Genomic DNA, 12752 nt, shown 5'->3' with positions numbered 1-12752 from the left:
ATTCATGAGCATGAATATTAACAATTACATGTCTTCCGTTCAATTTCCTGGAACTCAGCCATTTTCAGTTAACAACCAGATGCCAACAGCTAACGTGATGCTTGGTACAACTTTACTCTCTGTATTTGCTCAGCTTTTTCAAGACTACGTCAATCAAGAGCCTCAAATGAGTACCAATCTTTACTTGAAGGCAGCGCAGATGTTTCCATCTACGGCGGTTCAAATGCAGTCCGAGCCATCTATTTCTTCCTCAAGTAAGGCAGCGGCTTCAAATGCTGCCTTACCTGCACAAAAAAATGAAACGGCAAAGGCCAGTTCTCAGGATGTACAAACGACAATTACAGAAGCAGCTGCACGCTACCAGCTGGATCCTAAACTTATTCGTTCTGTTATTAAACAAGAATCAAACTTTAATCCATCTGCCAAAAGTTCTGTAGGAGCGGCTGGGCTTATGCAGCTAATGCCAGCAACCGCTAAAGCTCTTGGTGTAGAAGATCCGTATGACTCCAAGCAAAATGTGTTTGGAGGAGCCAAATATCTTCGACAAATGTTAGATAAATACAACGGAAACGTGAAATTAGCATTGGCGGCCTATAATGCTGGACCAGGTAACGTTGATAAATACGGCGGAGTACCCCCTTTTCAGGAAACGCAAAAATATGTAAATAAAATTATGTCTTCTTATCTTGTGTAAATGAGCCAAAGCATTCGCCACTCGAACATGGAATGGCTGTAGTTTGTCGAGGTTACACTATATAAATAGAAGGAAACGTTTGTGAAAGTATTCCTTTGTTTCTCATAATTAGTGATTTGCCACAGCATCATAGACTTTTCTTATGTAAAATTCGACTTTATCTCTTTTCCAGTAGAAGAAGTAAGCGGATAGTTTGAGTTAACGAAATGACACTGCTAAAATTAAGGAAAGTAAAAAACACCAAAGAGTTAAGACGTATATTTCTTATAACAAAGGAGTTATCAACATGAGAGAAAAAATCCACTCCCCTTACGAATTATTAGGCGGTGAACATACGATTTCAAAACTTGTTGATGCTTTTTATACACGCGTTGGACAACATCCTGAGCTCGCGCCAATTTTTCCTGATGATTTAACAGAAACAGCACGAAAGCAAAAGCAATTTCTGACACAATATTTAGGAGGGCCTTCGTTATACACTGAAGAGCATGGTCACCCTATGCTGAGAGCTAGGCATCTTCCTTTTGAAATTACACCGTCAAGAGCCAAAGCCTGGCTGACATGTATGCATGAAGCAATGGACGAAATTAATTTAGAAGGCCCTGAGAGAGATGAACTTTATCATCGTCTTATTTTAACTGCCCAACACATGATTAATTCACCGGAACAGACAGATGAGAAAGGATTTTCACATTGAGTAATCTAAATAGCCAATACCCATCCTTGCATCAGCTTTGTCAAGGTTCAAATAAAAAACCGCTTGAAATCTATGTATTTGTTGACCCTCTTTGCCCGGAATGCTGGGCACTCGAGCCTATTCTAAAGAAGTTACAAATAGAATATGGTCAGCTGTTATCCCTCAAGCATGTGCTTGGCGGAAACTTACAGCAATTAAATATTGGAGCACAGCAGAAATTTGAACATATTGCAAAATCGTGGGAGAAAACTGGAAGCCGCTCCGGTATGTCATGTGACGGCAATCTGTGGCTTGAAAACCCAATCGATACTCCTTACGCTGCGTCAATTGCGATTAAAGCGGCCGGTCTGCAAGGAAAGAAACAGGGCATTCGCTTTTTGAGAAGACTTCAAGAAGTAGTATTTTTAGAAAAACAAAATGTTACAGAAGAATCTGTCTTAATACAATGTGCAAAACATGTGGGGCTAGATGTTAATGAATTTGTAAAAGATTTGCATTCAGATTACGCTGCGAAGGCCTTTCAATGTGATTTAAAAATCACGTCGGAAATGGATGTCGATGAAATTCCAACTCTTGTGTTCTTCAACGAAAAAGTTGAAGAAGAAGGCATTAAGATATCAGGATACTATTCGTACGAAACATATGTACACATCATTAAAGAGATGTTAGAAATTGACCCAGATCCAGCTTGTCTTCCGCCTCTTCGTTCATTTTTAAGCTATTTTCAATTTGTTGCTTCAAAAGAAGTTGCGGTTGTGTATGGTTTATCATTAGAAGAGGCTGAAAAAGAATTGAAAAAACTTCAGCTTCAGCAAGTGGTTGAGAGAGTTCCTGTCAAATACGGCACCTTTTGGAGAAGTACTGAAAAGAGCTGTTAATCATTAAATGTTGATGCTTATCCTAAGCATCAAATAAACAAAAAAGACTTGGCTTTCGCCAAGTCTTTTCGTTTGTCTTAAGACAACAAGGGGATGGGAGAAATTTTTCACGGTCAAACAAAGGGGTATATGTTTGTTTTGTGATAAACTTCACGATTAATACTATAGCAAATTATGTCGACTTTTGGCAACCCCTTTTTTCAATTTTATTCACTTTTTTATAAAAAAACTTCATAAACAGCCAGATTCACTCATATAGTACAACCAATTAGGCTTTTAATAGAGGTGTTAACTATGAAAATTGCTGGAATTACTCTAGGGGTTGTTATTCTTTTGGTTTCTTTTTTATTCTATATTTTATCTCTTATGCAGCTTGTTCCTCTCATTATCGCAGGCCCTCTCTTATTTTTAGCTATTCTTATTATTTTTACATTGCTTAACAATCACAACAAATTTCGAGGATTTAAAAAATGAAGCAGGATACAGCTCCTGCTTCATTTTAATTTTATTGATTTAATAAACGTTCCATTTCCGTTAATTTCTCTTCAAATACAGCTAGCGCTTCTTCAATAGGCTGAGACGTTGTCATGTCTACTCCTGCTTTTTTCAACACTTCAATTGGATAATCAGAGCTTCCTGACTTTAAGAAACCTACATAGCGCTCAACAGCTGCATCTCCTTCTTCAAGGATTTGCTTGCTTAATGCCGCTGCTGCACTGAACCCTGTAGCATATTGATAAACGTAGTAATTGTAGTAGAAATGCGGAATACGAGCCCATTCTAATCCAATCTCTTCGTCAATTACTAAGTTGTCTCCAAAATACTTTTTATTTAAGTCATAATATAATTTTGTTAATAATTCAGGTGTAAGCGGCTCTCCGTTTTGAGCACGCACGTGCACATCGTGCTCAAATTCAGCAAACATCGTTTGACGGAATACCGTACCGCGGAATCCTTCTAGATAATGGTTAAGCAAGTACAAGCGCTGCTTTTCATCATCGATCGTTTTTAGTAAATAATCGTTTAGAAGCGCTTCATTACACGTTGAAGCTACTTCTGCCACAAAGATTGAATAATCTCCGTAAGGATATGGCTGCGTTTTTCTTGTGTAATAACTGTGTACAGAATGGCCAAATTCATGGGCTAGTGTAAACAAGTTATTTACATTATCCTGCCAGTTCATTAAGATATAAGGATTGGTGCCGTACGTTCCTGAAGAATAAGCACCGCTTCGCTTGCCTTTGTTCTCATGAACGTCTACCCAACGGTTTTCAAATCCTTCTTTTAACACGTTAAGGTAGTCTTCACCTAGTGGTTTCAGGCCTTTTAAAATATAATCTTTTGCTTCTTCATAGGTTACTTCCATTTTTACGTCTTTTACTAAAGGCGTATAGAGATCATACATATGAAGGTCTTCAATTCCCAATACTTTCTTACGTAAATCAATATATCGATGCAATAAATGCAAATTATCGTTCACTGTTTTAACTAAGTTATCGTATACTTCTTCTGGAATGTTATTTGTGCTAAGAGCTGAGTGACGAGCTGAATTATAGTGACGAACGCGGGCGCTAAAATTATCTTTCTTCACCGTGCCGCTTAACGTACTTGCAAACGTATTTTTAAATTTACCGTACGTTTCGTACACCGCTTTAAACGCTTCTTTTCGTACGCGGCGATCGCTGCTTTCTAGGAAACGAATATAGCGCCCGTGTGTAATTTCTACTTCTTCTCCATTTTCATCTTTAATGGAAGGAAATTCTAAATCTGCGTTGTTTAACATTCCAAACGTGTTGCTTGAAGATCCTAACACTTCAGAAGCCTGAGCAAGAAGCGCTTCTTCGCTTTCTGATAAAATGTGCGGACGCTCGCGAGTAATTTCATCTAATGCATGAGCATATAACTTTAGCTCTTTATGTTCCGCCATGTATTGTTTAATTTTTGATTCTTCAATAGACAAAATTTCTGGTGTTACATACGATAGTGCACTTGCAATTTGGGTATAAAGTGTTTTGATACGATCATTTAACCCTTGATAAAAAGAGTTAGTGGTATCTTGATCGTAGCGCATATGAGCATATGTATAAAGTTTACTAACGCGCATTGTGAGCTCGTCTTGCTCTTGAAGAGCGTCGTATAAAGTTTGAGCGGACTCTCCAAGTTTCCCTTTGAATTTTTCCATTTGCGGAATAAGAGCTTTTACTTCTTCAAATTCTTTTTCCCATGCGTCATCTGAAGCAAAAATATCCTCTAGTTTCCACGTATCTTCTACTTTTATCTCGCTTCTACTTGGTAACTTTTTTACTTTTGATTGTTCACTCATGGTCATCCCTCCATCTTTTTCTACCTGTCTATAACTGTTCGCTTTTTCTAAGGCGAATCCTTTTTATTTCTTTCGTTATTGTATGTTGTTTTAAAAGAATTAATCAAAAGTCAGTACGCTTTTGAAAAAAGGATTCTTTCTTAAGCGTACTGATTTTCAGTGATTATGTCACTTCTTTTGCTTGATTTAACCACCTTTTCATCATTTGTCCATCTTCTAAAAAAGCATCAGATGTTTGCTTTGGAATCGTGTAGGGCCTTCTGATTTTGTATACCCCAGAAGTTATATACGTTAGCATCCCTAGCCGGCATAATACCTCTATATACTCAAACAGGGGCTGTTCCACAGCAACAGGGGCCATCGGCAAAGACCGAAATACAATATGCCTCTTACGAATTCTGTAGAGCCATAGCCGGCCTAACTCTTTCTCTGTAACTAAATCCCCTACTTGCTTCTGCTGCATTAAATCGAGAAGCAGCCACGTTTGCCATATAGTAGCAGACGTTTCAACCATGTATAAAGAAGGCAGCGGCATGCCTGCTTCTGCTGGAATATGGGAGGGAGGAATATTATTTTCATAAAGAGCGTGTAAAAAAGGCTGAAGCTTCTGATTAGGATAGAGGATATAATGCGTTCTCCATGCCTTCTTTTTCTTTATCCATGAAGAGAAAAATTGAGGTTGTGTATGTGTAGAAAAAAGATCATGAAAGGTATGCTCGTGAGGAGAGAGCACGACAAGCTGTGCATAACAAATCTGAGATGAAAAAGGAATAAGATGTTCAAGTTTCAACAGTTGATTAGTAGAAGGTGAAAAATAAAGAAGTGTGGGCGTATAATCGGAAAGAGTAAGAAACTGCCACTCTTGAAAAGAAAGTTGATACATATAAGTGGATAAGCGCTTCATTCTTTTTGCCCCCATAATCCAAAGGGGCATATAATTTCCTTTCTCATAATGAATAGAACGTTTGGTTAGCGCTGAGGAAGATAAGGAAGCACATTGAAATTCGATTGCATATTTTTGCGAGGGCGTATCTACAAGAAGATCTGGACGCTGCATAATGTCAGGAAGATAACTTTCTAACTCGACTTCAAGATGAGAACTAAACCAGTGAAACAGCTTTCGTTTTCCGTCGAGATGATAATCTGTTTCACCTTCATGCTGAGCGACGCATGTTTTTTTCAGGTGAGCAAAATGAGGGATTTTTTTTGTACCTGCCTTTAACTGTACAGGGGATTGACAAGAGGGACAGTAGAACTGCTTTTCTTTTTTCCACAGCTTAAGCTGTTCAAGCGAAAAGCGCTGAGCTAGTGAAATGAGGCCTTCTTCTGTTTGTGCAACTAACAATCGTACATTTCTCCTTCCTATAGTAGCGAGCTATATCCTTGTATTCGACACCTTTCTACTAAACCCTTTTCTTTCAGAAAAAAACCACATTACAGCATACGCAATGTGGTTTACAGCGATTATAATAGCGGTGAAAGCAAACGGGCTGTTGATTCAAACAGCCGCTGTATAAATGGCCGCTTTTCAAAGTCTTTAAAGTGAAGCTCATTAGTTTCTTCTAAATCTTGCATATATTCATATACAAGATTTTGAGTACTAGCTGTGCGATATAAAAAAGCATTTACTTCAAAATTCAAATGAAAGCTTCTCATGTCCATGTTAGCTGTTCCAATAGAGGCGATTTCTCTATCAACAATCACAATCTTGCTGTGCATAAATCCTTTTTTATACTCGTAAATTTTCACACCTGCTTCTAGCAGCTCCGGAAAATAAGAGCGTGATGCATGAAAAACAATTTTTTTATCGGGCTTCTGAGGTACAAGAAGCCTTACATCTATACCGCTTAGAGCAGCTACTTTGAGGGAAGTAAAAATATCTTCATCAGGTATGAAGTAAGGAGAAGCAATCCAAATGGACTCTTTCGCAGACGTAATCATCGAAAAAAATAAGTGTTTGATAATTTCCCACTCACGGTCTGGTCCGCCAGCAATCATTTGAACACCGCCGCACTTTTCCATATCAATGTCAATTAAATCCGGCGATAGATACGTTTGAGTAAGCATCGTCTGACCTGTCATATAATACCAGTCTTGCAAGAAAATAAGCTGCAATGAACGGACTGCCTCACCCTTCACCATCAAATGGGTATCTCTCCAAAAGCCAAAATGCCGACTTTTCCCGAGATATTCATCACCAATGTTCAAACCTCCTACAAATCCAATTGTTCCATCAATGACTACAATTTTACGATGATTACGGAAGTTGATTTTATTATTGAGAAATGGAAGTCTGACCGGCAAGAACGGAATCATTTCTACGCCCGCGTTTCTTAACTCGTGAATATAATGCGGTGAAAGCTGAAAACTGCCCACGGCATCATACAAGAAACGTACATAAACTCCTTCTTGTACCTTCTGAATTAAAATATCTTTAATTTGTTCTCCTAAGTGATCATGTCGTACGATGTAATACTCTAAGTGGATATGATGCCTTGCATGCTTTAATGATTCCATAATTTCGTGAAACGTCTCTTTTCCATTCGTCAATGCGCGCGTATCTGATGAAAAAGAAATTGGACTCTTGCTAAGCCTGACGGCTAGCTTCAGCATTTGCTTTCTACTGGTGCCCAACTGCTCAAAGTGATTTTCTAATATACCGGAATCTCTTTCCATCTTTAAAAGCACCTGTTCATCCAGCTTTGCTTTTTTAGCAAATAAACGCCGTTTTCGCGTATTGCGTCCAAATAACAAATAAAAAAAGAACCCTATTACCGGGAAACCGCCTAATACTACGAGCCACGTTAGCGTTTGAGTTGGATGACGGTTTTCTAATGAAATAACAAGACCGATGAAAACAACACTAATCGTAATTAAGATACTTAGCACGCCAATAAATTTACCGTCCCAATACCCTTTTGTAAAATAAAGCAAAGCAATAATACCAATAACAAAAATTAAAAGCTGTAATCTATTTTTCAACTTGTTTTCACCTATCCTAAAACCAATCTTTCATCATTAATAACAGGTCTCTATGCCGTTATTATCCTCAAACTTGTTATTTTAACACTACACTTTCCCGTGTAGGAAGCAGCCGCCTGCTTTTTCCACCTATATTGTTCGATATGAGCGGAGAGCATTTCCAAAAAAGAGGGCAAAACAAAGACCGATTTCATATACATGAAATCGGCTGCTATTATCGTAAAGGAAAATACTGCTTTACTTGTTCAAGTGCATTTTCACTGATTAATTCTTTTCCATATTCCATTAAACGATGAACGGTTACATTTGATTCATTTGCATATTCTAAAATGATACTTAAAATGTTATCAATTTCAGCTACAAAGTCTTCATCATCTGTAAACTCAACGTATAAATAATATTTTCCTTCAAACACGTACATGCTGTTGATAATATCATCTAACTCTAAATGGTGACTTAAGGAAATTAAATGTTCTAAGTCTTGAAAGCGTGCGACGAACTGTAGCCCTTCGTCTTCTATAATTTCTTCTTCAAAATCAGCTTTTTTATTTTGATTCGCTTGATGATCAAGCAACGCTTCAATTTTTCCATCTACAGGGATATCGATTTTATCATTTTCACCAACAGGTACTTCGAACTTTTGACCGTCTTTTGAAACTTGTGCTCTTGTTACAATAACCTCTAGCCCCTTCTCAAGCGCATGTACTTGAATCCAAAGAGGACCTTCTGCTACAAACTCTTCTTCTTGATGAATTTCGTCCATCATCTCCCAGAATAGCTCTTCACTGCGCTCTCGGCTAAACCAAATTTCATTGCGATCAAATCCACGTTCTTCAATATCTACGTAAGTGACAAAGAATTTTACTGTGTTTTCATTAATGCGTTCGATTTCCATTATCATCTCTCCCTTCGGAAAAATCAGTGAAGGTAATCCGGCCATTTCGAACATTACCCCTAAACGATGAAGGGACTATTTTACCCCCGTGTTAAAGCAATATTACATGTACTTTCTCACTTTGTAAAGCATTCTAACTTGGGATATACAAGCATACACTATTTGAGTGAACCTTGTATATCTATTTTATGACAAAATGCGAAAGAAAGGAAATAAAAAATACTCTGACAACTCATAGCCACCTTACACCTTACTTTGTTATATACATAATCTCTTTACCCTATGAACGCTTTTTGTTAAAAATGAACACAGATAAAGCAATATGAGCTACTTATCCTTACATATTGGGAGGGAAGACTATTGGATTTAGAATTAATAACCTCCATTCTTCTTATTATCGGTATCGATATTGTATTAGGTGGAGACAACGCTATTGTTATTGCCTTAGCAAGCCGCAACTTACCTGAATATCAGCGAAATAAAGCTATTTTTTTAGGGACTGGCTTAGCTGTGATAGTTCGCATTGTACTTACTATTTTAGCTGTTTATTTACTAACTATTCCTTACTTGCAGCTCATAGGCGGTTTTTTATTAGTGATCATTGCCTTTAAGCTTCTTGTATCAGAAGGTGATGATGCATCTTCAATCCGTGCAGGTGTGACATTAGGCGCCGCTGTAAGAACAATTGTATTTGCTGATATTGTAATGGGACTAGATAATGTAATAGCTGTAGCAGGCGCAGCTCATGGAAATATTACCTTGGTTGTCACCGGATTACTCGTATCCGTCCCCATTATTGTTTGGGGAAGCAAGCTCATTTTGTATTTGATGGAACGATTTCCCCTGCTCGTTTATGGTGGGGCAGCTATTTTAGCTTATACTGCTGGAAATATGATTGGACATGAAAAGAACTTACATTCATTCTTTGCAGACCATACATCTCTAGGAACATTTATTCCGTTTATAACAATTGCTGTTGTGCTGATAAGCGGCATGGTTGTTAATAGCTTTCGTTCAACTAAATGATAAAGAAAAGGCCATACTAAACATTTTTATTTAGTATGGCCTTTTCTTTAGTTTAATGAGCACAGCAGTCTTTTATTCATAAAACACTTTGTACACTTAAAAAATAATCTCTGTGAGTAAAAAAAGAATAGATGGTACGAGTAAGCAACCAAGACCTGTATAAAATGTAGCTGTCATGGCTCCATAAGGTACAAGTTTTACATCTGTCGCGGCTAAACCAGCTGCTACACCGCTCGTCGTCCCCATAACTCCTCCATAGATCATTGCTGTACGAGGATTGTTTAATTTGATTTTCTTAGCAAATATCGGTGTCAAAATCATAACTGAAATGGATTTAATTAATCCTACAGCTATACTTAACGCGATAATATCAGAAGAGGCTCCAATCGCAGTTCCAGAAACCGGCCCCACAATATAGGTCACGGCTCCTCCTCCGATTGTGGTCAAAGCAACGGGATCTCTATATCCAAAACAAAGAGCAATAATTACACCTATTACAAAGGAATAGAAAACCCCAAAAAACAAGGCCGTAATCCCGCTGATTCCCGTTTTTTTGACTTCGCTAAAATTGGCGCCGAACGCAGTAGCAATAATGGCAAAATCTCGCAGCATCCCTCCGCCCATTAAACCAATTCCTGAAAATAACTGTATATCAGAAATTCCTTTCTCTCCTCCTGTGTTCACTCCACCGATATAAGCAAGGATTAATCCAAACATAATAGCAATAGCAGATCCGTGAACTCTTCCTTTTGTTAATTTATCTGATAAAAAATAAGCAATATACATGACAATCCCAATAATAGCAAATGCCGTAATCAGCCCGTTATTTTCTAATCCTTCTTTGATCATATTCATCATTTGATTTGCTCCTTAGGTAAAATAGAAAGCTCTATTTCTTGTTCTTTCACCTTCGCTTTCTCTCCTATTCTGCTGATAAATGGTATGGATAAAAAGCCTACTACGACTACTACCACCCCTGCAAGAAGCGCCATGCCTCCTCCATCAAGAGCAGCTACAACATTTTGCTGTGCAGACATTGCTACCACGATAGGAATATAAATACCTCCCCAAAAAGCAATGCCTTCTTCGGATTTTACTTGGAGCTTATTTTTCTTCTTTAAATAATCCACCGCTAGTACAAGAAGAAGCATGGATACCCCTACTCCTCCAACGTTGGCTTCGACTCCCATCAGCCCTCCTAATGCGTCCCCTACAATTACCCCTATCAACATGCAAATAGACAGCAGCGCTACACCGAAGATTATCATATTACTTCCTCCCCACTCCATTATTGAAAGCGTTTACTTTATGATTTAAAAATAGTGTAAAGGAAAAAAGTTGAATAACCTATGCATTTTTAGTTATATACTTATATCAAAAATGACATAATGCAGTTTTTCTCTACTGTTCACTTTAGGTTTATTCGAAAAAGAAATAAAAATCATGACATTTAGTCATGATTCTTATATGTATTCATGAGGCATACCGGAGGGTAAATGTTTAAAATAATCAATCACAAACTGCCTGAAGATTTGTTGTAAATCCGTCACGTAGCCCCCGTTGTTCCAAGCTAAAAAGATAGTACGTTCAAATGTTCCCTCTTCAATTTTCAGCAGTTTTACATCTTTGCCTGTAGAACCTCCCCAAGTTACTTCAGGAATAAAACCTATTCCTTGCTTCGCTCTAATCAAACCTCTTACTGTTGCTGGATCATCGCTTTCAAACGTAATTTGAGGTACAAAATTCTGTTCCTTACAAATTACATCCGTTATTTTCCTTAGCTCTTTTCCTTTCTTTAGCACAATGAATTTCTCATTTTTAAGTTCATTTAACTTTACACGTGATTGTTTGGCCAAAGGATGATCAAGAGGCACTGCAAGCAAAATCGATTCACGAAGCAAAGGAGTATGTTCGATCTGACGGGTTGTTAATGGAAAAGCTGAAATACATAAATCAAAATCAGGCTGTGAATTAGAATTAGTCAAATGCTGCATCAGTCGAAAACGCACCTGAGGATATTGCTCACGAAATCTGCTTAATAGCTCTGGAAGTAAATGTGAACTAGCTAATACAACAAGGCGAATTTCTTCACATGGATCGTTCGACATATCCTTTAGCTCGTGCTTTGCGTCTTCCAATGTTTTTAAAGCAAGTTCTACTTTGGCACAGAATGCTTTACCATACCGATTTAATTTAATGTATTTACCGTTTCGATCAAACAAACGAATGCCTAGCTCTTTTTCTAACTGTGAAATCGTTTTGCTGAGTGCAGGCTGAGATACGTATAGCTCTTCGGCCGCTTTACTGATATGTTCTAGTCTAGCAACTACTTGGAAATATTTTAGCTGTAAAAGCTCCAATCCGTTCACCACCACTTTTATATGTTTAAATATTCTCTTTCTTTACTAATTACATATATACTTCATTTCCCCTGCTATTTCGACAAAAAATAAGCAGCAGAGGCCATTTGGCTCCCTGCTGCTTATTTTTTATATACCAACTTCAAGCAAACGTTACTTGGTTGGTTTCTTATTTAAATCTTAAACAGACAAATATAAAAATTAACCATTCACAAGTCTTTGAGCTTCGCGAAGTTGGAAAGTACGCACTTTACGTGGTAAGAAACGACGGATCTCGTCTTCATTATAACCAACTTGTAGACGTTTTTCATCAATGATAATCGGACGGCGCAATAAGCCAGGATTTTGCTGAATTAATTCATACAAATCTTGCAAAGGCATAGCGTCTACCTGAACGTCTAGTTTTTGGAAAGTTTTCGAACGTGTTGAAATGATTTCATCTGTTCCATCTTCTGTCATACGTAAAATTTCTTTAATCTCGTCGATTGATAACGGCTCTGAAAAGATATTACGCTCTGTATATCCAATATCATTTTCCTCTAACCAAGCTTTCGCTTTACGACAAGATGTACAACTTGGTGATGTATATAATGTAACCATTTACTCCTTCACTCCTTCTATCATAATCGGTCATAACATTTAAAACATGAACTGTAAATCATGTTGTTTTATACAAACTTCAACGAGTGTAAATATTTAATGACTGATAATGAAAATCGATACTACTTTATAATTACTTTTAAAAAATAATATCTATTTGCATTATACTATAAACTTCATCGGAATGATATACTTTTTGAAGCGAACTAGTACATTAGTTCGTTCCTTCACTGTCATTATTTTCATTGCCGATTTTCTTCATTATTTATTTACCACACTACTATTACGAATAAACCT

At 37.4% G+C, this 12752-nt stretch carries 13 protein-coding genes; 5 read left to right on the top strand and 8 right to left on the bottom strand.

Annotated features, from left to right (window positions below):
* Nucleotides 1–4: 4 nt before the first annotated feature.
* The 4 genes from JNUCC25_RS03705 to JNUCC25_RS03690 all read left to right on the top strand — a co-directional run bounded on the left by JNUCC25_RS03705 (nucleotide 5) and on the right by JNUCC25_RS03690 (nucleotide 2743).
* Nucleotides 5–694 (top strand): lytic transglycosylase domain-containing protein, encoded by a 690-nt coding sequence (locus JNUCC25_RS03705; RefSeq protein WP_064471314.1) that lies wholly within the window; start codon nucleotides 5–7, stop codon nucleotides 692–694.
* A gap of 286 nt (nucleotides 695–980) precedes the next feature.
* Nucleotides 981–1391 (top strand): globin domain-containing protein, encoded by a 411-nt coding sequence (locus JNUCC25_RS03700; RefSeq protein ID WP_013055433.1) that lies wholly within the window; start codon nucleotides 981–983, stop codon nucleotides 1389–1391.
* 26 nt (nucleotides 1392–1417) lie between these two features.
* The gene (locus JNUCC25_RS03695) at nucleotides 1418–2269 is read left to right on the top strand and encodes a ClpXP adapter SpxH family protein (protein ID WP_013055432.1); all 852 of its coding nucleotides are present in this window, start codon (nucleotides 1418–1420) and stop codon (nucleotides 2267–2269) included.
* A gap of 294 nt (nucleotides 2270–2563) precedes the next feature.
* Nucleotides 2564–2743 carry a hypothetical protein gene (locus tag JNUCC25_RS03690; protein ID WP_013055431.1) on the top strand — a complete coding sequence of 60 codons (180 nt, stop codon included), beginning with the start codon at nucleotides 2564–2566 and terminating at the stop codon, nucleotides 2741–2743.
* 31 nt (nucleotides 2744–2774) lie between these two features.
* Here the strand turns inward: JNUCC25_RS03690 and pepF are convergent, their stop codons facing one another.
* From pepF to mecA, 4 genes are all read right to left on the bottom strand, one after another.
* Nucleotides 2775–4592 carry an oligoendopeptidase F gene (gene pepF, locus JNUCC25_RS03685; RefSeq protein WP_029324773.1) on the bottom strand — a complete coding sequence of 606 codons (1818 nt, stop codon included), beginning with the start codon at nucleotides 4590–4592 and terminating at the stop codon, nucleotides 2775–2777.
* Nucleotides 4593–4755: 163 nt separating this feature from the next.
* Nucleotides 4756–5937: a competence protein CoiA gene (locus JNUCC25_RS03680; RefSeq protein ID WP_029324772.1), complete on the bottom strand. Its 1182-nt coding sequence runs from the start codon at nucleotides 5935–5937 to the stop codon at nucleotides 4756–4758.
* A gap of 119 nt (nucleotides 5938–6056) precedes the next feature.
* A complete protein-coding gene (gene cls, locus JNUCC25_RS03675) occupies nucleotides 6057–7574 on the bottom strand; it encodes a cardiolipin synthase (RefSeq protein WP_013055428.1) in 1518 nt (505 codons plus the stop codon).
* A 214-nt stretch (nucleotides 7575–7788) separates the two neighbouring features.
* A complete protein-coding gene (gene mecA / locus JNUCC25_RS03670; RefSeq protein WP_013055427.1) occupies nucleotides 7789–8469 on the bottom strand; it encodes an adaptor protein MecA in 681 nt (226 codons plus the stop codon).
* Nucleotides 8470–8829: 360 nt separating this feature from the next.
* Between mecA and JNUCC25_RS03665 the strand changes: the two genes are divergently transcribed.
* Entirely contained in the window at nucleotides 8830–9495 is a 666-nt protein-coding gene (locus JNUCC25_RS03665; protein WP_029324771.1) for a TerC family protein, read from the top strand.
* A gap of 96 nt (nucleotides 9496–9591) precedes the next feature.
* On the opposite strand, the gene madM is transcribed toward JNUCC25_RS03665, so the two are convergent.
* The 4 genes from madM to spxA form a co-directional block, all read right to left on the bottom strand.
* Nucleotides 9592–10353 carry a malonate transporter subunit MadM gene (gene madM, locus JNUCC25_RS03660; protein ID WP_029324768.1) on the bottom strand — a complete coding sequence of 254 codons (762 nt, stop codon included), beginning with the start codon at nucleotides 10351–10353 and terminating at the stop codon, nucleotides 9592–9594.
* Nucleotides 10350–10763: a malonate transporter subunit MadL gene (madL, locus tag JNUCC25_RS03655; protein ID WP_013055424.1), complete on the bottom strand. Its 414-nt coding sequence runs from the start codon at nucleotides 10761–10763 to the stop codon at nucleotides 10350–10352. The genes madM and madL overlap by 4 nt, the downstream gene beginning before the upstream one ends.
* Nucleotides 10764–10958: 195 nt before the next feature.
* Nucleotides 10959–11855, bottom strand: a complete 897-nt coding sequence (locus tag JNUCC25_RS03650) for a LysR family transcriptional regulator (RefSeq protein ID WP_029324765.1) — start codon at nucleotides 11853–11855, stop codon at nucleotides 10959–10961.
* Nucleotides 11856–12056: 201 nt separating this feature from the next.
* Nucleotides 12057–12455 carry a transcriptional regulator SpxA gene (gene spxA / locus JNUCC25_RS03645; RefSeq protein WP_013055422.1) on the bottom strand — a complete coding sequence of 133 codons (399 nt, stop codon included), beginning with the start codon at nucleotides 12453–12455 and terminating at the stop codon, nucleotides 12057–12059.
* Nucleotides 12456–12752 lie beyond the last annotated feature (297 nt).

This window comes from Priestia sp. JNUCC 25, from assembly GCF_053667915.1.
This window is presented reverse-complemented; position numbering and strand designations above follow the sequence as displayed.

Bases quoted from the DNA above. Each gene is read 5' to 3' on its own strand.
- madL (WP_013055424.1), bottom strand. From the start codon at position 10,763: ATGATAATCTTCGGTGTAGCGCTGCTGTCTATTTGCATGTTGATAGGG.
- JNUCC25_RS03690 (WP_013055431.1), top strand. From the start codon at position 2,564: ATGAAAATTGCTGGAATTACTCTAGGGGTTGTTATTCTTTTGGTTTCT.
- spxA (WP_013055422.1), bottom strand. From the start codon at position 12,455: ATGGTTACATTATATACATCACCAAGTTGTACATCTTGTCGTAAAGCG.
- JNUCC25_RS03700 (WP_013055433.1), top strand. From the start codon at position 981: ATGAGAGAAAAAATCCACTCCCCTTACGAATTATTAGGCGGTGAACAT.
- JNUCC25_RS03705 (WP_064471314.1), top strand. From the start codon at position 5: ATGAGCATGAATATTAACAATTACATGTCTTCCGTTCAATTTCCTGGA.
- madM (WP_029324768.1), bottom strand. From the start codon at position 10,353: ATGATGAATATGATCAAAGAAGGATTAGAAAATAACGGGCTGATTACG.
- pepF (WP_029324773.1), bottom strand. From the start codon at position 4,592: ATGAGTGAACAATCAAAAGTAAAAAAGTTACCAAGTAGAAGCGAGATA.
- mecA (WP_013055427.1), bottom strand. From the start codon at position 8,469: ATGGAAATCGAACGCATTAATGAAAACACAGTAAAATTCTTTGTCACT.